At 65.6% G+C, this 20,062-nt stretch carries 18 protein-coding genes; 9 read left to right on the forward strand and 9 right to left on the reverse strand.

The window, feature by feature from the left end; genetic code table 11:
- Nucleotides 1-60 precede the first annotated feature (60 nt).
- Complete coding sequence (locus tag CDO87_RS17240; RefSeq protein ID WP_100929924.1) at nt 61-330, forward strand: DksA/TraR family C4-type zinc finger protein; 270 nt, start codon at nt 61-63, stop codon at nt 328-330.
- Nucleotides 331-336: 6 nt separating this feature from the next.
- Here the strand turns inward: CDO87_RS17240 and CDO87_RS17245 are convergent, their stop codons facing one another.
- Nucleotides 337-780 carry a VOC family protein gene (locus tag CDO87_RS17245; protein WP_100929925.1) on the reverse strand — a complete coding sequence of 148 codons (444 nt, stop codon included), beginning with the start codon at nt 778-780 and terminating at the stop codon, nt 337-339.
- On the reverse strand, nt 777-2,600 hold the full coding sequence (locus tag CDO87_RS17250; RefSeq protein ID WP_100929926.1) for a M3 family oligoendopeptidase: 1,824 nt from the start codon (nt 2,598-2,600) through the stop codon (nt 777-779). The genes CDO87_RS17245 and CDO87_RS17250 overlap by 4 nt, the downstream gene beginning before the upstream one ends.
- Before the next feature lie 193 nt (nt 2,601-2,793).
- On the opposite strand from CDO87_RS17250, the gene CDO87_RS17255 reads away from it, so the two are divergent.
- Complete coding sequence (locus CDO87_RS17255; RefSeq protein WP_100929927.1) at nt 2,794-3,801, forward strand: hypothetical protein; 1,008 nt, start codon at nt 2,794-2,796, stop codon at nt 3,799-3,801.
- A 52-nt stretch (nt 3,802-3,853) separates the two neighbouring features.
- On the opposite strand, the gene CDO87_RS17260 is transcribed toward CDO87_RS17255, so the two are convergent.
- The 5 genes from CDO87_RS17260 to CDO87_RS17280 all read right to left on the reverse strand — a co-directional run bounded on the left by CDO87_RS17260 (nt 3,854) and on the right by CDO87_RS17280 (nt 8,923).
- A complete protein-coding gene (locus CDO87_RS17260) occupies nt 3,854-4,753 on the reverse strand; it encodes a hypothetical protein (RefSeq protein ID WP_100929928.1) in 900 nt (299 codons plus the stop codon).
- Nucleotides 4,754-4,887: 134 nt separating this feature from the next.
- Nucleotides 4,888-6,477, reverse strand: a complete 1,590-nt coding sequence (locus tag CDO87_RS17265) for an ATP-dependent DNA ligase (RefSeq protein ID WP_100929929.1) — start codon at nt 6,475-6,477, stop codon at nt 4,888-4,890.
- The gene (locus CDO87_RS17270) at nt 6,474-7,481 is read right to left on the reverse strand and encodes a ligase-associated DNA damage response exonuclease (RefSeq protein ID WP_100929930.1); all 1,008 of its coding nucleotides are present in this window, start codon (nt 7,479-7,481) and stop codon (nt 6,474-6,476) included. Before CDO87_RS17270 ends, CDO87_RS17265 begins: the two co-directional genes overlap by 4 nt.
- 189 nt (nt 7,482-7,670) lie before the next feature.
- The gene (locus CDO87_RS17275; protein ID WP_100929931.1) at nt 7,671-8,633 is read right to left on the reverse strand and encodes an alpha/beta fold hydrolase; all 963 of its coding nucleotides are present in this window, start codon (nt 8,631-8,633) and stop codon (nt 7,671-7,673) included.
- Nucleotides 8,633-8,923, reverse strand: coding sequence for an SCP2 sterol-binding domain-containing protein (locus tag CDO87_RS17280; RefSeq protein WP_100929932.1), 291 nt, complete (start codon nt 8,921-8,923; stop codon nt 8,633-8,635). Before CDO87_RS17280 ends, CDO87_RS17275 begins: the two co-directional genes overlap by 1 nt.
- Before the next feature lie 91 nt (nt 8,924-9,014).
- On the opposite strand from CDO87_RS17280, the gene CDO87_RS17285 reads away from it, so the two are divergent.
- From CDO87_RS17285 to CDO87_RS17305, 5 genes are all read left to right on the forward strand, one after another.
- Nucleotides 9,015-9,566, forward strand: coding sequence for a tetratricopeptide repeat protein (locus CDO87_RS17285; RefSeq protein ID WP_308213899.1), 552 nt, complete (start codon nt 9,015-9,017; stop codon nt 9,564-9,566).
- Between the two features lie 24 nt (nt 9,567-9,590).
- On the forward strand, nt 9,591-12,584 hold the full coding sequence (locus CDO87_RS17290; RefSeq protein WP_100929934.1) for a helicase-related protein: 2,994 nt from the start codon (nt 9,591-9,593) through the stop codon (nt 12,582-12,584).
- A gap of 1 nt (nt 12,585) precedes the next feature.
- Nucleotides 12,586-12,966, forward strand: a complete 381-nt coding sequence (locus CDO87_RS17295; RefSeq protein ID WP_100929935.1) for an RNA-binding S4 domain-containing protein — start codon at nt 12,586-12,588, stop codon at nt 12,964-12,966.
- A gap of 52 nt (nt 12,967-13,018) precedes the next feature.
- The gene (gene fdxA / locus CDO87_RS17300) at nt 13,019-13,357 is read left to right on the forward strand and encodes a ferredoxin FdxA (protein ID WP_100929936.1); all 339 of its coding nucleotides are present in this window, start codon (nt 13,019-13,021) and stop codon (nt 13,355-13,357) included.
- 367 nt (nt 13,358-13,724) lie between these two features.
- Entirely contained in the window at nt 13,725-14,231 is a 507-nt protein-coding gene (locus tag CDO87_RS17305) for a CarD family transcriptional regulator (RefSeq protein WP_100929937.1), read from the forward strand.
- Between the two features lie 94 nt (nt 14,232-14,325).
- On the opposite strand, the gene CDO87_RS17310 is transcribed toward CDO87_RS17305, so the two are convergent.
- Together CDO87_RS17310 and CDO87_RS17315 are read right to left on the reverse strand one after the other, a co-directional pair.
- Entirely contained in the window at nt 14,326-16,224 is a 1,899-nt protein-coding gene (locus CDO87_RS17310; RefSeq protein WP_100929938.1) for a cation:proton antiporter, read from the reverse strand.
- A 143-nt stretch (nt 16,225-16,367) separates the two neighbouring features.
- Nucleotides 16,368-17,288 (reverse strand): alpha/beta hydrolase, encoded by a 921-nt coding sequence (locus CDO87_RS17315; protein ID WP_100929939.1) that lies wholly within the window; start codon nt 17,286-17,288, stop codon nt 16,368-16,370.
- Nucleotides 17,289-17,603: 315 nt separating this feature from the next.
- Here CDO87_RS17315 and CDO87_RS17320 point away from each other — a divergent pair, with 315 nt between their 5' ends.
- Both CDO87_RS17320 and folE2 read left to right on the forward strand, forming a co-directional pair.
- Nucleotides 17,604-18,779: an aminotransferase class I/II-fold pyridoxal phosphate-dependent enzyme gene (locus CDO87_RS17320; protein ID WP_100929940.1), complete on the forward strand. Its 1,176-nt coding sequence runs from the start codon at nt 17,604-17,606 to the stop codon at nt 18,777-18,779.
- A gap of 116 nt (nt 18,780-18,895) precedes the next feature.
- Nucleotides 18,896-19,996 (forward strand): GTP cyclohydrolase FolE2, encoded by a 1,101-nt coding sequence (gene folE2, locus CDO87_RS17325; protein ID WP_100929941.1) that lies wholly within the window; start codon nt 18,896-18,898, stop codon nt 19,994-19,996.
- Nucleotides 19,997-20,062 lie beyond the last annotated feature (66 nt).

Here is a 20,062-nt window from a genome sequence, read left to right on the forward strand (position 1 = left end):
ATATCGCCGAGACGTGCTGCAATTGTCGTCTCAGGGCCGAAATCCGGACGGAGGTGCACGATGGCGGGCGGATGGAGCCGCGATGGCGCGGAAAACGAGCAGATGGAAGCGACGATCCAGGAAGAGCTGGAGCGCATGAAGCTGCGTCGCGCGCCGATCGGCGAGAGCCTGAAGGAATGCGCGGAGTGCGGTGAGGAGATCCCCGAGAAGCGGCGTGTGGCCCTTCCGGGTGTGAAGCTGTGCGTGGATTGTGCGGCGGAGCGTCAGGGGCGCGACGTCAAGCGCGCGGGCATCAATCGCCGCGGATCCAAGGATTCGCAGCTGAAGTGACGGCTTTCAGCCGGTCCCGACCTCTATGAACGGAGCGGATCGGGACGTGACCCGCTCATCTACCTTTATCTCGATATTGTTGCCGTCGGGGTCGATCAGGAAGGCGGCGTAGTAGCCCGGGTGATAGTCCCGGAGACCGGGCGCCCCGTGGTCGAGACCACCGGCGGAAACCCCTTGTGCGTGTGCTGCCTGAACCTCCGCCCGGTTTTTGGCCTGCAGGCAGAGGTGCAGGCCGCGAGTGACCGGACCACCCTGACGGGCAGGGCCGATGTAGAGTTCGTCGATATCGAGGCCATCCGGGCCTTCGCGGACGTGATCCGACAGCCCCAGTGCCGCGAAGAGCGCCATGTAGAAGCGCCGCGAGGCGGGATAGTCCGCGACCCGCAGCGCAACGTGGTCGAGGACGCGCCCGAGTGTGTAACCGGCCCCGGGCGCGTCCTCGCCGCTCATTCTTCCATGGCTTCCAGTTCGTCGATGAAGCCTTCGATCATCGACAGGCCCTTGTCCCAGAACGCCGGATCCGTGGCGTCGAGGCCGAAGGGCGCCAGAAGCTCCTTGTGGTGCTTCGATCCGCCGGCTTTCAGCATGTCGAAATACTTGTCCTGGAAACCCTCCGGCTGCTCCTCGTAAGCGGCGTAGAGTGCGTTCACGAGGCCGTCGCCGAAGGCATAGGCGTAGACGTAGAAGGGCGAGTGCACGAAGTGCGGGATATAGGCCCAGAAGGTCTCGTACCCTTCCATGAAGTCGAAGGCCTCGCCCAGCGATTCCGCCTGTACGGACATCCAGAGCGCGTTGATGTCGTCCGGGGTCAGTTCGCCGCCGCGACGGGCCTCGTGCAGCTTGCACTCGAAGTCGTAGAAGGCGATCTGGCGCACGACCGTGTTGATCATGTCCTCGACCTTGCCGGCCAGCAGGACCTTGCGTTCCTTCTGATCCTTGGCGTTTTCCAGCATCTTGCGGAACGTCAGCATCTCGCCGAACACCGACGCCGTTTCGGCCAGCGTAAGCGGGGTGGAGGCCAGCATCTCGCCCTGATCAGCCGCCAGAACCTGGTGCACGCCGTGGCCCAGTTCGTGCGCTAGCGTCATCACGTCGCGCGGCTTGCCGAGGTAGTTCAGCAGAACGTAGGGGTGCGCGTCCGTCACGGTGGGGTGCGCAAAGGCGCCGGGGGCCTTGCCGGGTTTCACCGCCGCGTCGATCCAGCCCTTTTCGAAGAAGGGGGTCGCGATCTCGCCCATGCGGGGGTCGAAGGCGGTGTAGGCGTCCATGACCATGCTGCGCGCCTCGGGCCATTTGACGATGCGGTCGGTTTCCATCGGCAGCGGCGCGTTGCGGTCCCAGACCTCCATGCGGTCCAAACCCAGCCACTTGCGCTTCAGCTCGTAGTAGCGGTGGCTGAGGCGGGGGTAGGCCGCGACCACGGCATTGCGCAGGGCCTCGACAACCTCCGGCTCGACATCGTTGGACAGGTGACGGCCGGTCTGGGCGGTGGGCATCCCGCGCCAGCGGTCCATGACCTCCTTCTCCTTGGTCTGCGTGTTGTGGACGCGGGCGAAGGTCCTGATGTTGGCGCCGAAGACGCGGGCCAGTTCGCGGGCGGCGGCCTCGCGCTTGGAGCGGTCCTGATCGGTCAGGTGGTTCAGGGTCGATTCGATGTTCTGCTCTTCACCGTCGATGGTGAAGGTGAGCCCGGCGATGGTCTCGTCAAACAGACGTTCCCACGCGTCGCCGACCACGCCCATGTCGTGCAGGAATTTCTCCATCTCGTCCGACAGCTGGTAGGGCTTCATCGCGCGGATGCGGCGGATGGCGGGCTTGTAGCGCGCGAGGTCCGCGTTTTCGGCGTAGCGGCTGTCGAAGAAGTCATCCTCCAGCCGGTTCAGTTCCAGCGTGAAGAACACCAGCGGCGTCGTGTAGACGGTGATCTTCTCCTGCATGTCGGACAGGAACTTGGCGCGCTCCGGGTCGACGGTCATCTGGTAGTAACGCAGGCCCGCGAAGGACACGATCCGCCCGGCGATGGCCTCGATCCTTTCGTGCCGGTGGATCGCGTCGAGGAACCCCTTCGCGTCCAGCGAGGCCAGCTTGCCCTCGTAATCGGCGGCGAAGCTGCGGCAGGCGTCCTCCAACCAGTCGAGATCGCGTTTCAGTTCCGGCGCGTCTGGGGCGGGGTAGAGATCGGTCAGGTCCCACTCTGGCAGCGGGCCCAGGTCCTTGCCGCCTGCACTGGCATTGGCATCGAAGACGGGACGGGGGGCGGTCATGCGCATAGGGGTACCTCTGTTTGCCATTTGAGCAAGACATAGGTGCCGCATCACGGGGAAGGCAAGGCGAGGTGCCGGATATTTGGGCGAGGGGCATAGCCGAAAGGATTGGAGACGCGCGGCAGGATCGCCCTAAACTGAAAAGGGACACCCGGGGAATCAAACCGGGGCACGCGATATTCATGGGAGGAATTTCAGCATGTCTAACAAACACGTGGTCTTTGGCGCAGGTGGCGTAATCATCGGTCTGCTGGCGGGCGTCGCCGTGGGCGGGGCGGTGAGCGAAAGCAGGATGGCAGAGGCGATCGGCCAGTCGCTGACCCCGGCACAGGAAGCCTCCGCCGAGGCGGCCACCAGCACGCAGGAGGCCCTGGCACGGCTGGAGGAACGGCTTGGCACGCTGGAGCAGGCGGTGAACGACAGCAAGGTCGACCCCGACGCGCTGACAGAGGGCGTGCGCGCCTCGACCGAGGGCATGTCGGCGAAGCTGGACGAGATGCAGACGGCGCTGAGCACGAAGATCTCTGACACGGCGAAAAGCCAGACGGAGGCGATGAAGACCGCGCTGGCCGACATCTCGAGCGGGATCGAGGAAAGCGCGCGCATCGCGGCCTCTGCGGTCGCCTCCGCAGGCGGCGGTGGCGGTTCGGGATCGGGCGGGGATGCCTCCTCCGAGGCGATGAGCGCCAGCGAGACCGCGGAACTGAGCGAGGCCATGGGCGTGGGCCAGACCGCGATTTTCGCGGACGGCGCGCTGCGGGTGTTCGTTTCCAGGCTGGATGCGCAGAGCGGGTCGGCCCGGCTGTCGATCAACGGGGAGCCATCGATGCTGGGTGCCGGCGGTACGACAGAGGCCAGCGTCGGAGAGCAGACCTGCGCAGTTTCGGTCATGGCGCTGACGGATGAGGGCGTGACGCTGGGCTCGGACTGCAAGGGCGCGGCGCAGCAGCAGGCGGCGGCAAGCGAGGCGCCCGAGAATGGCATGAAACCCGGCAACGTCGTCAGCCTTGCCGATGGGGCGGTGCGCGTCTTCCTGTCGTCCGTGGACGATGAGAACGGCATGGCGCGGATCGCTGTCAACGGCGTCAGCACCCAGAGCGTGGCCGTGGGCGACAGCGTCGATGTAACCTCCGGCGACCAGAACTGCACCGTCACCGTGACGGGCATCGGTCAGGGCCAGGCGGCGTTCGAAGCGACCTGCGGCTGAACGGATCCGGCGCGTCCCTTCCAGGGCGCGCCGCGTCTGCGACCTTACGGTCTCAGAACTTCAGGCTGTAGGTGGCGTGCAGCCCGGGGTGGAGCGCCCCGTCTGTGGCTGCAATCGTCACCTTGCCGAACTCCCTGAAGCTGTAGTCGACGGCCAGCCCGTAGGCATCGTCGGTCGCATCTTCGGTGAACTCGCCCATAGCCTCCATCCCGATCTGGTCGGCAAGCGGCACGCGCATGTGCCACGCCACCGCGTCGGGCCGTTCGTTGGCCTCCGGGTGCAGGTACGCGAGCCCGACTTCGCCCCGGTCGAACAGGTAGGTGCCGCCGAACTTGGAGCTTGTGGCGCCATGGTCGTTTTCGCCGGTCCAGACGCTTTCAACGGCGGCCATCAGCCGGTAGCTGTCCCCGTTCCACGTCAGCGCCGCGGAGGCGGAGCGGAAGTCGCCTTTCGAGGCGTCGTGAAGAGAGACGATCCAGTCGAAACCGCCGGCGCTGCCCTCGGCGGAGAGGCCCCACGGGACCGCCGTGCGCCGCATTGCCTCGACCGTGTTGTACGCGCGGGTGTACTCGGCCCGGCTGTAGGCAAGGAAGGGCGCCGTGTCCTCGAACACCGACGGCAGCACGGCGTCATAGGCCGGGCGCAGCGCCCCCAGCCTGTACCGCCCGTCCCAGGCGAAGGCGGCGTAGGTCTCGTGCGGGCGCTTGCCGTCGAGCGAGAACAGGTAAGTGCCGAATTCGAAGGTCAGCGGTGCGCGGGAGGTCAGCGGCACACCAAAGGTCACGTCCGCAAAGCCGATCCCGGGTCCGGGCTTCATGTCCGTCGTGCCGATGGACAGCGTCCCGTGGTAGCTGAATCCACCGAGCGAGGACGTTTGTTCAGGCTCTGCCGCCTGTGTGGCCAGCGGAGCGGCCAGGGAAAGGGCGACCAAGGGCCCGAGGAATCGCTGCATCATGAGCCCCTGAGTGAGACGAGGAATAAAAGCCACGAGTGGATGGCATAGGGAAGGTCGCCGCATGCCTCCGGCCCCCGCATGTGGCCGGAACGGCACGATTTTTGCCGCTTGATGGGCGCCGCTCCGCCGGTTCAGCCGTAGGCGGACAGCATCTCCTGCAGGTCGCCCAGCGTGTTCGCCTCCGCCACCGGCTTGTCGCGCCGCCAGCGGGCCATGCGCGGAAACCGCAGGGCGATACCGGACTTGTGGCGCGGACTGGCCTGAATGCCCTCGAAGGCGATTTCGAAGACGTGTTCGGGACGCACCTGCCGGACCGGGCCAAAGCGCTGCAGCGTGTTGCGGCGCACCCAGTGGGTGATCTCGTCGAACTCCTTGTCGGTCAGTCCGGAGTATGCCTTGGTGAAGGGCACCAGCTCGTTGCCCTTCCAGACCGCAAAGGTGAAGTCGGTGAACAGGTTGGCTCGCCGCCCGTGGCCCTGCTGGGCATAGATCATCACCGCGTCGACCGTTAGCGGGTCGAGCTTCCACTTCCACCAGTCGCCTTTCTTGCGCCCAGACAGATAGGGGGCATTCAGCCGCTTCAGCATCAGCCCTTCGGAGCGGTGTTCGCGCGACGTGCTGCGGGTCTGCGCCAGTGTGTCCCAGTTGTCGAAGGGCAGGGCCGGCGACAGGCGGACGGGCGCGTCAGGGGGCAGGTCCGCCAGCAGGCCGTTCAGCCGTGCGCGCCGTTCCGTCAGCGGCAGATCGCGGATGTCGCGGCCCTCGTGCTCCAGCAGATCGTAGGCCAGAAGCGTGACCGGAGCGTCCTTCAGGAGCTTCTTCGACACCGTCTTGCGCGTGATGCGTGGCTGCAGCGTGGCAAACGGCAGCGGGCCGTCACGCCATGCAAGAATCTCGCCGTCGAAGACACAGCCGTCAGGCAGGAATTCCGCCGCCCGCGCGAACTCGGGGAACCGGTCGGTCAGCAGCTCCTCGCCCCGCGACCAGAGGTGGTGCTGCCCGTCGCGCAGGATCAGCTGGCCGCGTATGCCGTCCCATTTCCACTCTGCCTGCCAATCCTCCGGCGGCCCCAGCGCCTCGGGTGGGTCCTCCAGCTGGTAGGCCAGGTAGAACGGATACGGGCGCGAGGCATCGGCGGCAGGGTCGTCGCGTTCGACGAGATCGTGGAAGGTCGTGGTGTCCGGCGTCCAGCTTCCCATGAGCTTGAGCGCCAGCGCCGCCTCGTCCTGCCCGGTGGCCTGGGCGAGGGCGCGGGTCATCAACTTGCGGCTGACGCCAAGCCGGAAGCCTCCGGTCAGAAGCTTGGTGAACAGGAACCGCTGCGGCGTATCGAGCTGGTCCCAGGCCGCGACGATCTTCGGCTTGCGCTCTTCAAGCGGAAGACGGTTAAGGTCCCGCAACGCATTGATCCAATGGCTCAACGAATAATCGCTGTCCCGCTCCGGGGGCGGCAGGACCAGCGCGATGGTTTCCGCCAGATCGCCGACGATGGGATAACTCTCCTCGAACAGCCACAGCGGGATGCCGGCGCGCTCTGCCGCAAGGCCGCGCAGTTCCGTGGCATTGACCGCGCGCTTGGGGCGACGGCCGGAAAATAACGCGATGCACCACAGCTTGTCCTCATCCGGTGCGTGCCGGAAGTAGTCCGCCAAGGCGTCTGTTTTCACGGATGTTTTCGTGGTCTGGTCGAGGGCGGTGAACAGCCGGGTGAAGCGTTTCATGCCGCGGACTCCGCATCGTCTGCCTCGCCGCCGAACTCGGTCGGGACGACATGGGCGTCATAGCCCTGCTCGCTCAGCCAGCGTGCGAAGATCTCGGTGTAACCATGTGTCGCAAATACGGTTTCCGCGCCGGTGGCCTTGATCGCCTCCTGCAGGCCCGGCCAGTCGGCGTGATCGGAGAGCACGAATCCCCGGTCCATGGCGCGTCGGCGGCGGATGCCCCGCAGCCGCATCCAGCCGGAGGCAAACCCCGTGGACGCATTCCGGAAACGCCGCACCCATTGCCCGCCAAGCGCCGAGGGCGGAGCGATCACCAGCGGGGTCTTCAACGCCTTCAGGTCGAGGTCCGGCGTGACATGCGTGGTGTCGGGCAGGCTATATCCCTGGCCGCGCAACACCTCGTTCGTCGCCTCCACCGCGCCATGCGTCAGGATCGGCCCGATCGGATCGAGAAGCGACAGGAGCCGCTGCGCCTTCCCCAGCGAATAGGCGCCCAGCAGCGCCGTCTTGCCCTCGTCCGCGCAGGCCTGCCACCACGCGTTGATTTCCTTGGCGACCTCCGCCTGCGGTGCCCAGGTGAACACCGGCAGGCCGAAGGTGCACTCGGTGATGAAGGCGTGGCAGCGGACAGGCTCGAAGGGCTCGCAGAAGCCATCGTCGGTGGTCTTGTAATCGCCGGACGCCACCCAGACCTGGCCCCCCACTTCGACCCGCACCTGCGCCGAGCCGGGCAGATGACCTGCAGGGTGGAAGGACACGGTGGCATCCCCGATGCGCCGCGCCTCGCCGTAGCGGATCCCCTCCGCGCTGATCTCGCCCAGGCGGTGGCGCATGACAGGCAGCGCCGCCTCCGTGGCCAGGTACGAGCCATGCCCCGGGCGCGCATGATCCGCATGCCCGTGCGTGATCAGCGCACGCGCCACCGGACGCCACGGATCGATGAAGAAATCCCCTGCAGGGCAGTAGATCCCGCGGTCGGTGAAGGTAAGGACAGGCTCGGTCATGCCGCAGATCTAAACCGCCGCAATCCCGAAGCCAGTGCAGCAGGCCAGTTCGCCGCAATGGCGCCCGCCCTTCACTGGCTGCCCTTCATCTTGGCTGAAATACCTCGGGGTGCGGGGCAGGGCCCCGCTGCGCGGCCGCAGGCCGCGCGGATCGTCGCGCGCCAGCGCGGCGAAACCGCTTCAGGGAACTCAGGCGGTGAGGGCCTGTGCCTCGCCGGCGCTGTCGAAAAGCGCGACCATCTCCGACACCACGCGCTCGCGGGTGGAGGGGACTTCCATCATGATCTCGTGCTCGCCCGCGGGCACCATGTCCAGCCGTCCGCCGGGCCAGTTGGCCATGCGGGTGCGGATGCGGTCCACGTCGACGATGCGTTCGTTCGATCCGCAGAAGCAGATGCAGGGAAGTTGCGGCGAGGGGCGGCGCGCAAGCGAGCGCGTCTCCGCCAGCGCCTCGTGCAGCCAGTGCAGGGAGGGGCCCCCCAGTTGCAGCTCCGGATGGGCCAGCACCTGGCGGCGCATGTAGTCCCACATGTCCGGGTCGCGTGTCAGGAGGTTGTCCTCGAACTCGGCCGAGGCGACGTAGCTGTCGGCCCCCGTGCCCGGCGCGTAGACGTGGCCCAGACCCACGGACTTCGACACCCGGCTGATCGCCCAGGCGGCGGGCCGGACCGGGTTGGCGATGCGGATGCCCCACATCGGGCCGGTGAACACGGCAGAGGCCACCGGCAGCCCGTCCATCACCGACCGCAGGCCGATGCAGCCGCCCATGGAATGGGCGATCAGGTGCAGCGGACGCGGCAGGTCAAGCACCTTGGCAATGGCCTTCATCGCCGCGACGTCGTGCTGGTAGTCCTCGAACAGGCCGACGTGGCCGGTGCGCGGGTCTTCCAGCATCCGGTCGGCCAGCCCCTGTCCGCGCCAGTCGATGGCCAGCGTGTGATACCCGGCCTCGGCAAGGGCCGCGGCGGTGCGACCGTATTTCTCCACGTATTCGGTCCGCCCCGGAAAGAGCAGGACAGTCCCCCGCGTTCCCTGCGACGGGAAATGCGCGATACGCAACCGCAGCAGATCCGGCGCCTCGACCCAGAAGGCACGCGAGCCTTCGGGACCTTCGGACAGATCTGCGTAGAAAGGCGCGGGGGTCAGAGACATCAGGCAAGCACTCCGGCAAGGCGCATTGCAGCCGACATGTCGCCATCGACCGCGAGCTTGCCGCCCATGAATGCAGCAGTCGGGTTAAGGTCGCCTGAAAGAATGGCCTCGAACGTGTCGCGGTCGGCGGTCAGGGTGACATCGGTGGCATCGTCGCCCTCGCGGACGGTGTCGCCCTCGATGATCACGCTGCCTTCGTCCTCGATGACGAATTTCGCAGAGCCGTCGAAGGACTCACCGGCCATCTTTTCCTGCAGGGCGGCCACCGCCTTGGTCACAACTTCGCTCATAAGAGACTCCTTGGTGCTTTCTCTCTAAATCGTGCGCTTCAAATTCGGCGCACGGGCGCTACACTCATGGCAGGTTATGAGCACGGGTGACATGGAATTCAAAAATACCGTCACGGCAATTCTTGCCACAGTCATGATTTCCGTACCATTCGCGGTATCGGCGGATGAGCGCCTTGACGAGCTCATGTCGGAGCTTCGGGGCGCGGACTCGGAGACCGCGGCGCAGCGGCTGGAAAACCAGATCATCACGGAGTGGTCGAAGACCGGCTCCCCGGCGATGGACCTGCTGCTGAAGCGGGGCCGGGACGCGCTTGAGGTCGAGGATCTCGATGCGGCGCTCGAACATTTCCGGGCGCTGACAGATCACGCGCCGGAGTTCGCCGAAGGCTGGCACGGGCTGGCGCTGGCCTACTTCGAGGAGGAGCGGCTGGGCGAATCGATGGACGCGCTGGAGCGCGTGCTGGCGCTCAACCCCGACCACTTTGGCGCGCTGCGCGGTGTGGGCGCGATCCACGAACAGGTTGGCCATGAGGCGCTTGCCTATCGGGCCTATGAACGGGTACTTGAGCTCAGGCCGCATGACGAGGACGTTGAAAACGCGCTCGAGCGGCTGGAAAGCAAGGTAAAGGGTGTGTCTCTGTAAGCAGGGACGGACCGAGTGGGGCGCATGGCGCAGAGAGCACGGATCGCGGCCGTTCTAGGCCCGACCAACACGGGCAAGACCCACTACGCCATCGAGCGTATGCTGGCATACAGGACTGGTGTCATCGGTTTGCCGCTGCGTCTGCTGGCCCGCGAAGTCTATGACAGGATCGTGGCTGTGCGCGGCCCTTCGGTGGTGGCGCTTGTCACCGGCGAGGAACGCATCGTGCCGCCGCGCGCCCAGTACTGGGTGTGCACGGTCGAGGCGATGCCCGAAGGCATGGGCGCCGACCTTGTCGCCATCGACGAGATCCAGCTTTGTGCCGATCCGGAGAGGGGCCATGTCTTCACCGACCGGCTGCTGCGGATGCGCGGCACGCATGAAACCCTGTTCCTTGGCTCCGACACCATGCGCGGGCCGATTGGCCAGCTTGTTCCGGGCGTGGAGTTCGTCCGGCGCGAGCGCATGTCGCAGCTTGTCTACACCGGGTCGAAGAAGATCAGCCGCCTGCAGCCGCGCACGGCCATTGTCGGTTTTTCCGTCGACAACGTCTATGCCATCGCCGAGCTGCTGAAGCGGCAGAAGGGCGGGGCGGCCGTGGTCATGGGCGCTTTGTCGCCGCGGACGCGGAACGCGCAGGTCGACCTCTACCAGAACCGTGAGGTCGACTACCTGGTGGCAACCGATGCCATCGGCATGGGGCTGAACCTCGACATCGACCACGTTGCGTTTTCCTCCACGACGAAGTTCGACGGGCGGCGCATGCGGCCCCTGATGCCCAACGAACTGGCACAGATCGCCGGCCGGGCCGGGCGCGGCATGTCCGACGGCACCTTCGGCGTCACCGGAGAGGCCTCGCCCTTGCCCGAAGACGTGGTCGAGGCGATCTGCAACCACTCCTTCACGCCGTTGAAGAAGCTGCAGTGGCGCAGCGCAGCGTTGAACTTCGCCTCCATCGAGGCGCTGGAACATTCGCTTGAGGTCTCGCCCGACCATCCGATGCTGTCGAAGGCGCGCGAAGCCGACGACCTGCGCGCCCTGCGCGGGCTCGCGTCCGAGGCCGAGGTGCGCGCCCGGGCATCCAGTGTCGAGTCGGTGCGGCTCTTGTGGGATGTCTGCCGCGTGCCCGACTTCCGCGGGATAAGTGCAGCGGAACATGCCGGGCTGCTGGGCGTTATCTTCGGGCACCTGCACGAACGCGGGCAGGTGCCGGACGATTTCATGGCGCGGCAGGTGGCACGTATTGACCGGACGGATGGCGACATTGACACATTGTCGAAACGACTGGCGTATATCCGCACATGGACCTATGTGGCGCAGCGACGTGGGTGGACGCGTGACGAAGAGCATTGGCGCGGGGCCACTCGCGCTGTAGAAGATCGACTGTCGGACGCTCTGCACGAGCGCCTGACTCAGAGATTTGTAGATCGGCGGACCAGTGTTCTGCTTCGCCGGTTGAAACAGAAGGAGGCCCTCTTGGCCGATGTGAACGATCAGGGTGAGGTGACCGTCGAAGGTCACGTGGTTGGCAAGCTTGAGGGGTTCCGGTTCCGCCAGGACAAGGACGCGCAGGGCCAGGAGGCGAAGACTCTCCGACAGGCGAGCCTGCAGGCGCTGACCCCGCATTTTCACCTGCGCGCCGACCGCTTCTACAATGCGCCCGACACGGAGATCGACTTTACCGAGCAGGGCGGCCTCATGTGGGGCGACCAGGCGGTGGGCAAGCTCGCCAAGGGCGACAGCCCCCTGAAGCCGCGGGTCGTTGCCTTCGTCGATGAAGAGGCGGGGCCGGACGTGGCCTCCAAGGTGGAGCGTCGTCTCCAGCACTTCATGGACCGCAAGATCGCCGCGCTGTTCGAGCCGCTGCTGAAGATGGAAGGTGACGAGACCCTGACCGGTCTGGCGCGCGGTTTTGCCTTCCGGCTGGTCGAGGCGATGGGCGTCATTCCCCGCGCAGACGTGGCCGACGAGGTCAAGTCGCTGGACCAGGACGCACGCGGGTCGCTGCGCAAGCACGGTGTGCGGTTCGGCCAGTTCACCATTTTCATGCCGCTTCTGCTGAAGCCCGCACCGACGCGCCTGCGCCTCGTGCTTTGGTCGCTGTCGAACGGGCTGGATGAATTCCCCGAAGCGCCGCCGCCCGGACTGGTGACCGTCCCGAACATCGACGACGTTCCGGCGCAGCACTACGCGCTGGCGGGTTACCGCAAAGCCGGGGCCCGGGCGATCCGGATCGACATGCTCGAACGTCTGGCCGACATGCTCCGCAGCGAGGATTCGCGCAGCGGGTTCGAGGCGAAAGCCGACATGCTGTCGATCACCGGCATGACGCTGGAGCAGTTCGCCGACCTGATGCAGGGCCTGGGCTACCGCGCCGAGAAGGGCGAACGCAGCAAGGTCAAGCCGGTCGATACGGTGCTGGAGCCGGAGACCGGCGAGCAGGTCGAAGGCGACGCCACCCACCTTCCGGAAGATACGCCGGTGATGGATGTGGCCGCAGAGACGCCGCCGACGCTTGAGCCCGGTGCGGACGAAGCGCCGCAGCCCGCCGATGTGGCCGAACCTGTTGCCCAGCTCGAGGACGAGGGCGAGGCCCCGGTCTCTGCCGAGCCTGCGGAGCACACGGACGACGCCAGCAACGAGAACGCGGTTCCCGAGACGCCGGAAGAGGAAATCCTGCCGGGCGAAGTGCCGGACGCCGCTGTCGCCGGTGCCGAGACGGAAGTGTTCTACACCTTCACCTGGGGCGGCAATCGCGGCAACCAGCAGCGTCGGGGCGGCGGCAAGCCGCGCCGCGACGCGCAGGGCACCGGCGGTGGCCGTCGCGACGAGCGTGGCGGTGGCGACAAGCCCCGCGGCAAGGGACCCAAGGGCAAAGGCGGTCCGAAGGGCAAGGGCGGGCCGAAAGGCGACCGCGGCCCGAAGACTTTCGAATCGCGCCCGCCCCGCAAGGAAAAGCCCATCGACCCGGACAACCCGTTTGCTGCGGCTCTGATGGGACTGAAGGGCAAGGACTGAGTTGTCGGAGGCTCCGCAGTCGAAGATCCGCATCGACAAGTGGCTTTGGCATGCGCGCTTTTTCAAGACACGCTCGTTGGCGGCCAAAGTGGTCGCCAGCGGGGTACGCGTGAACGGACATCCGATCGCCAAACCGGCGTTCGGCGTTGCCTCGGGCGACGTCCTGACCTTCGCGCAGGGCAAGGATGTCAGGGTCATCCGTGTGGTGGCACATGGCGTGCGGCGCGGCCCGGCGCCCGAGGCCCGCGAACTCTACGAAGACCTCGATCCGCCCGCACCGCGTGAACGCGACCCCTCCGCGCCCGTGATCGAACACGGCGGACGCCCCACCAAGAAGGACCGGCGGCAGTACGAAAAGTCGAGGTCCTCTGCGCTTGAATGATCCGCACCGCTGGATTAGTCAGACCGGAAACCTGCCCGAGTGAGGATCGCTCATGACCTACGTCGTCATCGACAATTGTATCGCCTGCAAATACACCGACTGCGTCGAGGTTTGCCCGGTGGATTGTTTCTACGAGGGCGAGAACATGCTGGTCATCCATCCTGACGAGTGCATCGACTGCGGCGTCTGCGAACCGGAATGCCCTGCCGACGCCATCCGCCCGGACACCGAGCCGGACATGGAGAAATGGGTCGAGTTCAACCGCAAGTACTCCGAAGAATGGCCCGTCATAATCACCAAGAAGGACCCGCTGCCCGGCGCCGAAGAGCGCGACGGCGAGACCGACAAGGTGAACAAGTACTTCTCGGAGAAGCCGGGCGAGGGGGGCTGACGCTCTTCCTTGCCCGCGCCTGACCCGGTGCCGAGTACCCGCCGACCCTTGTCCGCGGGGTCGACCGGGTGAGTCGGCGATTCGGCGGGTTTCTTCTGCACGACCTGTGCCAAAAGGGGCAACGCATTGATTTGATGCGTTATTCCCCGGCGAGGCAGGATGCTAGGAGCCCGACCGATTTTATGTTATAAATCTGGTCTACGTGATGACATCTTGCGCAGGGCTCAATGCCTGAACTGCCTCTGGGGGCCTGATAACCGACGATACGACCAAGTGAACGGGAATCGCAACGATTGCCGCGCACTTTTTGTGTCTCTGCTGTCTCTGCCCTGCGCTTTCCGTGTCGGTGCTGCGAGGAACGAAATATATGACCAAAGCGAAAAAATCCGAATTCCGTCCTAACGACTACGTGGTCTACCCGGCGCACGGCGTCGGACAGATCGTGTCGATCGAGGAGCAGGAGATCGCCGGCATCAGCCTCGAGCTCTTCGTGATCTCCTTCGAGAAGGACAAGATGACCCTGCGCGTTCCCACGCACAAGGCATCGGAAGTCGGTATGCGGTCGCTCAGCTCCCCTGACGTGGTGAGCGAGGCGATGAAGACGCTGAAGGGCAAGGCCAAGGTGAAGCGGGCGATGTGGTCGCGCCGCGCACAGGAGTACGAGCAGAAGATCAACTCGGGCGACCTGATCGCGATTGCCGAAGTGGTGCGCGACCTGCACCGCGCCGACGACCAGCGCGAACAGTCCTATTCCGAGCGTCAGCTGTACGAAGCGGCGCTGGAGCGTCTGACCCGAGAAGTCGCGGCCGTGACCGGCGACGAAGCTGCGGCTGCCAAGCAGGTGGACGAGGTCCTGGGCCTGCGCGCCGCGTAACGGCTTGTCTGAAACGAATTGAAAAAGGCGCCCCGTTGTGGGGCGCCTTTTTCTTTGTCCGTGCATGGCTAGCGGCCCTTCAGCCGTGCCGTCGTTATGCCACGTCCTTCTTCCCGCGTTCGTCCAGCGCGGTGAAGAGGGCGGTCTCCAGTTCCTTCTCCAGCTCCTTGGCGCGGGCGATATAGGGCTCGTTCTCGGAGGCCGGGACGGCGGGATTCCACAATTTCGCCAGTTCGCGGACCGTGTGGCGGTCGTGGTGGTAGAAGGTCTCCTCGGCGATGGCGGCCTCGTATTCGCTCATCCCAATGTTCTCCAGCACGTAGCGGCCAGCGCGCAGCGAGCTGTCGAACATCTCGCGCACGATGTCGTCGGCCCCGGCCTGGTAGAGGGCGTAGACGTGGTTGCGGTCGCGGGCGCGGGCAACGATGTGCAGGTCGGGCCGGATGCGCCGGGCATAGGCCACCAGCTTGGTCGTTGCCTTGTGGTCGTCCAGCGCCGCCACCAGAACCCGCGCCGATCCCAGCCCCGCCGCGTGCAGCAGTTCGGGCCGCGTGGGGTCGCCGAAGAAGCCCTTGAACCCGAAGCGGCGCATCAGCTGGATGGTCTGCATGTCGTGATCGAGCACCACTGTCCGGTAACCCGAGCTTTGGACCAGCCGGTTCACCACCTGCCCGAAGCGGCCGATGCCGGCGATGATGACCGGGCCTTCCTCGTCGATCTCGTCCGCCTCGGCTGTCTCGGCGTTCTCCTGGAATTTGCGTGCGAGGTGGTCGAAAAGCAGGAACAGGAGCGGCGTGATCATCATCGACAGGGCGACGACCAGAAGCAACCGGTCCGCCAGCGGCTCCGGGAAGACGTTGAGTTGCAGCGCGAAGGACACGAGGACAAAGCCGAATTCGCCCGCCTGCGCCAGCCCAAGCGTGAACAGCCAAAGCCCGCGGCGGCCCAGTCCGAAGGCGCGTCCGAGACCGTAGAGCACGGCGCCCTTGATGAAGATGACCGCCACGGCGAGGCCGACGACAAGGAACGGCTCTGCCGCAAGGCGCTCCACATCGATGCCCGCGCCGACGGTGATGAAGAACAGACCAAGCAACAGGCCCTTGAACGGCTCGATGCTCGATTCCAGTTCGTGCCGGAATTCGGAGTTCGCCAGCACCACGCCCGCAAGGAAGGTGCCAAGCGCGGGGGAGAGCCCGATAAGCGTCATCAGGAAGGCGATGCCGATCACGATCAGCAGGGCGACGGCAGTGTACATCTCCTGCAGGCGCGCGGAGTGGATGAACCGGAACAGCGGGCGGGCGCCGTAGATGCCCGCCAGGATGATGACCGCGATGATACCCAGCGTGACCAGCGCGGCCTGCCAACCTTCCAGGCCGTCGACCAGCGACATGGCCGCGCCGTGGCCGTCACCGGCGTGCTCGGTCGCGTGTTCCGCGTCGGTGGCTCGGCGGATGCTGCCATCGGGGTTGATCGCGACGGAGGGCATGACCGCCAGCAGGGGCAGGGCGATCAGCATCGGGATCACCGCGATGTCCTGCGTCAACAGCACCGAAAAGGCGGAGCGCCCGCCATTGGTCTGCATCAGGCCCTTTTCCGAAAGGGTCTGCAGCACGATGGCAGTCGAGGACAGCGCCAGCGTCATGCCGACGGCAAGCGACGTCTGCCATGCCAGATCCATCGCGATTGCGCCCAGCATGATGGCCGTGGTGGTCAGTACGATCTGCAGCCCGCCGAGGCCGATCAGCCGGTGCCGCATGTCCCAGAGCGCCCGGGGTTCCAGTTCCAGACCGATGAGGAACAGCATCAAGACGACGCCGAACTCCCCGAAATGACGGAGGTCGTCGGTATTCGCCACAAGGCCAAGGCCCGGCCCGATCACGATCCCGGCCAGCAGGTATCCAAGGACCGAGCCAAGGCCCAGTCGGGCGGCGATGGGCACCGCGATCACCGCGGCGGCGAGGAAGACTGAGGCCTGAAAAAGGAATTCGTACACTTGGGCTGGGGCTCCTTGCTGTCCGCATCATGATGCGTGGCCTTGGCGGTCAAACGCAACATGCGGATCGATGCAAAGTTACCTTCCGGGCAATTTGTTCAGCGGTAAAACGCCGTATCTTGAAATACGGGCGATGCGAAAGGTCATTCGGCGGGCAGGCCGACCGGCGCGCGCAGGGGCAGGCGCGGCAGGATGCGCGACCAGCGGGGCGTCCCAGCCTCCGGCAGGAGCGCGCGCAGGCGGCCAAGCGGCAGCGTGTTCGAGAGGAACGCGGTATAAAGCGGGAAGACCCCGGCGCGCAGGTAGGGCGACCAGTGACAGACCAGCCGCTGCGGTTCGGCGATTGGAAAGCCCGCGTCGCGCAGGGCCTCAAGGCTGGCGGCGTCGTCCAGTTGCAGCGTCACGAGGTTGGGCAGGGTGGGGTTGCCGTGGCCCAGCATCCTGTCGTTCGGCTTGTCCGATGCCACCAGCCGTTCCATCAGGAAATCGTACAGGTCGTTCTCGCGGCTGGTGACGTTCAGCACCTGCGTTGCCCGCCCCGACGCGCCGGTCAGGGCATCTTGGGCAACTCCGGCGTATTCCGCTGCGGCCAGAAGGACGGCCCGGGTGATCGCGCCGGGCCTGCCGGATGCGATGGCGGTCAGGGCAACCCGCGCGCCCAGCGAATGCGCCACAAGGTTCACGGGCTGCGCCGGTGCGTGCCGCCGTATCTCGGCCAGAAGGTGCGCCAGGGCTTCTCCAGCCACCGCGGCCTCTGCGTGGGCGTCCCAGATCGTGCCCCGTGCATTCCATCCGAAGGAGATGCCCAGACCCTCGCCCTGCTGCCCGCGCAAGCCCAGATGGCGCGGCCAGCCGATCACGCGGGGATCGGTGACCGAAGGGGCGCGGGCAAAGATCGTGTCGTGCGGGCAGTGTCGGGGGTGGCCGGGCAGGTACTTGTAGCCGTGTACCATGACGGTCACCGGGCCGGGGTCCTCTGCCAGCGCCCGGCGCAGGGTCGGGGACAGCGGCGCCGTGGCGCCATGCAGGCGCGCTTTGCCGTCCGTCACAGTGATGCGTAGCATTGGCATGGCAGCGTCCCACTACATCTTGTGGATGACCCGTACGCCCAGCCTGCGAAACATTGATGAAAGCGCGGTGACCGCTGTGTGACGCTCTTGAAATGTGTCCTTAAGGTCTCTATGCGTGCCCGCGTGGCGATTTGTTACCGGATTGCGGGCCACGGCGGGCATCACGTATGTCGGGCAGGAGTGTGAGGCGTTGCGTTTCGGCACTTCGGGCACGATAGACCAGACCCGTCAGAAGCCGCTAAAGAGGTCAGCCGAAAGCCCCCTTTCGCTTGGCCGAAACGGGGCTTTTTTGTTGGAAGGATCAACAACATGGAACGCAGCAAACGCACCCGGCTCGTGCATGGCGGCACGAAACGCAGCCAGTGGGGCGAAATGTCGGAAGCGGTCTTCCTGACGCAGGGATTCGTCTACGAGACGGCGGAGGCCGCCGAGGCCCGCTTCGTCAAGGCCGGCGACGACGAGTTCATCTATGCCCGCTACGGCAACCCGACCATGCGCATGTTCGAGGAGCGCCTGTCCGGCTACCTCGGGTTCGAGGACGGATTCGCCTGCGCGTCGGGCATGGCGGCGGTGAACGGGGCACTGATGGCGCTGACCAAATCCGGAGACCACGTTGTTGCCTCGCGCGCGCTGTTCGGGTCGTGCCTTTACGTGCTGGAGGACGTGCTGGCCCGCTTCGGCGTGGAGATCACCCTGATCGACGGCACGGACAACGCGGCCTGGGAAGCGGCGATTCGCGACGACACGCGGCTGGTCTTCCTCGAATCCATTTCCAACCCGACGCTGGAGGTGATCGACCTCGCGCATGTCTGCAAGGTCGCCCATGCGAAGGGTGCTCTGGTGCTTTGCGACGACGCCATGGCCACGCCGGTCTATTCGTATGCCCGGGCGTGCGGTGCCGACATCTCCATCGTGTCCACCACGAAGCACGTGGACGGGCAGGGGCGGATGCTGGGCGGCATGATCTGTGGCACGAAGGAGCTGATCCGGGGGCCGATCGAAGCCTATATGAAGCACACCGGCGGCGCGATGAACCCGTTCACCGCCTGGACGCACCTGAAGGCGCTGGAGACGCTGGAACTGCGGGTCCGTGCGCAGTCGCAAGGCGCGCTGGAACTGGTCGAGGCGCTGAACGGTCACGAAAAACTGAATTACGTGCGGTATCCGACGCATGCGGCGCATCCGCAGCACGCACTGGCACAGTCGCAGTCGGAAGCCGGCGGCACGGTCTTCTGCTTCGACATCAAGGGCGGCAAGGAGGCGTGCTTCCGCTTCCTCAACGCGCTCCAGACGGTTCTGATTTCCAACAATTTCGCGGACGCCAAGACCATCGCGACCCATCCCGCCACGACGACGCACCAGCGTCTGCCGCAGGAACAGAAGGACATTCTTGGCATCACGCCGGGTCTGGTGCGTCTGTCGGTGGGTCTGGAGGACACGCAGGACATTCTCGAAGACCTGCTTCAGGCGCTTGAGTCTGCATAAGGTCGCATTAAGAGTGAACCGGAGGGCGGAATGACACGTAGACTAGTCGATGTTGGATTTTCCGCCCCTCGGACTTAAGTTAGGCGGTGGAAGTAATGGGCGGGGGACAACCCTACATGAATGTACACACGCCGGAAATCGACCGGAAGCCGAGTCGCGAAGAGGCAGAGGCCGCACTTGCGGTCCTGCGTCAATGGACGGGCAAGGCTCATGACAGTGAGATCGACGCGCTCGATCCCGCTTTGAAAAGGCTTGCGCCGGATGCCGAGGTGGACGGTTATCCCGATCTGTCCCGCACCTTCCCGGAAGGCTTCGAGGTCGACGCGGACTACCGCGCTTCGCTGCCTGACCTGCAGAACGGCCCGTCTTCGCTGATCCGTGGAGCCAATCGTGTGATCCAGCACGTCGGCATCTCGAACTTCCGCCTGCCGATCCACTACCGCACACGCGACAACGGCGCGCTGATGCTGGAAACCTCGGTGACCGGGACCGTCAGCCTCGATGCCGACAAGAAGGGCATCAACATGAGCCGGATCATGCGCTCCTTCTATGCGCATGCGGAAAAGACCTTCAGCTTCGGCGTGATCGAGGCCGCTTTGGACGACTACAAGACCGACCTGGAAAGCTTCGACGCGCGCATCGACATGGCGTTCTCCTTCCCCGTGAAGGTGGAGAGCCTGCGGTCCGGTCTGTCGGGCTACCAGTATTACGACATCGCGCTGGAACTGGTCGAGACGGACGGCGTCCGCCGGAAAATCTTCCACCTGGACTATGTGTACTCGTCGACATGCCCCTGTTCGCTGGAACTGTCGGAGCACGCACGTCGGGAGCGCGGGCAACTGGCGACGCCGCATTCGCAACGGTCGGTGGCGCGTCTGTCGGTCGAGGTGAAGCCGGGCGACTGCCTGTGGTTCGAGGACCTGATCGACATGTGCCGACGCGCGGTGCCGACTGAGACGCAGGTCATGGTCAAGCGCGAGGACGAGCAGGCCTTTGCAGAGCTGAACGCCGCCAACCCGATCTTCGTCGAAGACGCGGCACGGCTGTTCGCCGAGCAGTTGCTGGCCGATTCCCGGGTCGGTGATTTCCGCGTCGTCGCCAGCCACCAGGAAAGCCTGCACAGCCACGACGCCGTGTCGGTCCTGACCGAAGGCGACCTCTTCAAGGCAGAAAGCCTCGACCCGCGGCTGTTCTCGACGCTGTTCCACGTCGGCTGATCCGGTCCGAGAAGAAGAACAACGCGCCCGCCCCTGTGGCGGGCGTTTTCTTGCGCACCGGGCCGC

This window comes from Sagittula sp. P11 (genome assembly GCF_002814095.1).
Lineage (GTDB): Bacteria > Pseudomonadota > Alphaproteobacteria > Rhodobacterales > Rhodobacteraceae > Sagittula.

Bases quoted from the DNA above. Each gene is read 5' to 3' on its own strand.
- CDO87_RS17265 (WP_100929929.1), bottom strand. From the start codon at position 6,477: ATGAAACGCTTCACCCGGCTGTTCACCGCCCTCGACCAGACCACGAAA.
- CDO87_RS17260 (WP_100929928.1), bottom strand. From the start codon at position 4,753: ATGCAGCGATTCCTCGGGCCCTTGGTCGCCCTTTCCCTGGCCGCTCCG.
- CDO87_RS17320 (WP_100929940.1), top strand. From the start codon at position 17,604: ATGGAACGCAGCAAACGCACCCGGCTCGTGCATGGCGGCACGAAACGC.
- CDO87_RS17305 (WP_100929937.1), top strand. From the start codon at position 13,725: ATGACCAAAGCGAAAAAATCCGAATTCCGTCCTAACGACTACGTGGTC.
- CDO87_RS17285 (WP_308213899.1), top strand. From the start codon at position 9,015: ATGGAATTCAAAAATACCGTCACGGCAATTCTTGCCACAGTCATGATT.
- CDO87_RS17315 (WP_100929939.1), bottom strand. From the start codon at position 17,288: ATGCTACGCATCACTGTGACGGACGGCAAAGCGCGCCTGCATGGCGCC.
- CDO87_RS17250 (WP_100929926.1), bottom strand. From the start codon at position 2,600: ATGCGCATGACCGCCCCCCGTCCCGTCTTCGATGCCAATGCCAGTGCA.
- fdxA (WP_100929936.1), top strand. From the start codon at position 13,019: ATGACCTACGTCGTCATCGACAATTGTATCGCCTGCAAATACACCGAC.
- CDO87_RS17275 (WP_100929931.1), bottom strand. From the start codon at position 8,633: ATGTCTCTGACCCCCGCGCCTTTCTACGCAGATCTGTCCGAAGGTCCC.
- CDO87_RS17240 (WP_100929924.1), top strand. From the start codon at position 61: ATGGCGGGCGGATGGAGCCGCGATGGCGCGGAAAACGAGCAGATGGAA.
- CDO87_RS17270 (WP_100929930.1), bottom strand. From the start codon at position 7,481: ATGACCGAGCCTGTCCTTACCTTCACCGACCGCGGGATCTACTGCCCT.
- CDO87_RS17290 (WP_100929934.1), top strand. From the start codon at position 9,591: ATGGCGCAGAGAGCACGGATCGCGGCCGTTCTAGGCCCGACCAACACG.
- CDO87_RS17280 (WP_100929932.1), bottom strand. From the start codon at position 8,923: ATGAGCGAAGTTGTGACCAAGGCGGTGGCCGCCCTGCAGGAAAAGATG.
- CDO87_RS17245 (WP_100929925.1), bottom strand. From the start codon at position 780: ATGAGCGGCGAGGACGCGCCCGGGGCCGGTTACACACTCGGGCGCGTC.
- CDO87_RS17255 (WP_100929927.1), top strand. From the start codon at position 2,794: ATGTCTAACAAACACGTGGTCTTTGGCGCAGGTGGCGTAATCATCGGT.
- folE2 (WP_100929941.1), top strand. From the start codon at position 18,896: ATGAATGTACACACGCCGGAAATCGACCGGAAGCCGAGTCGCGAAGAG.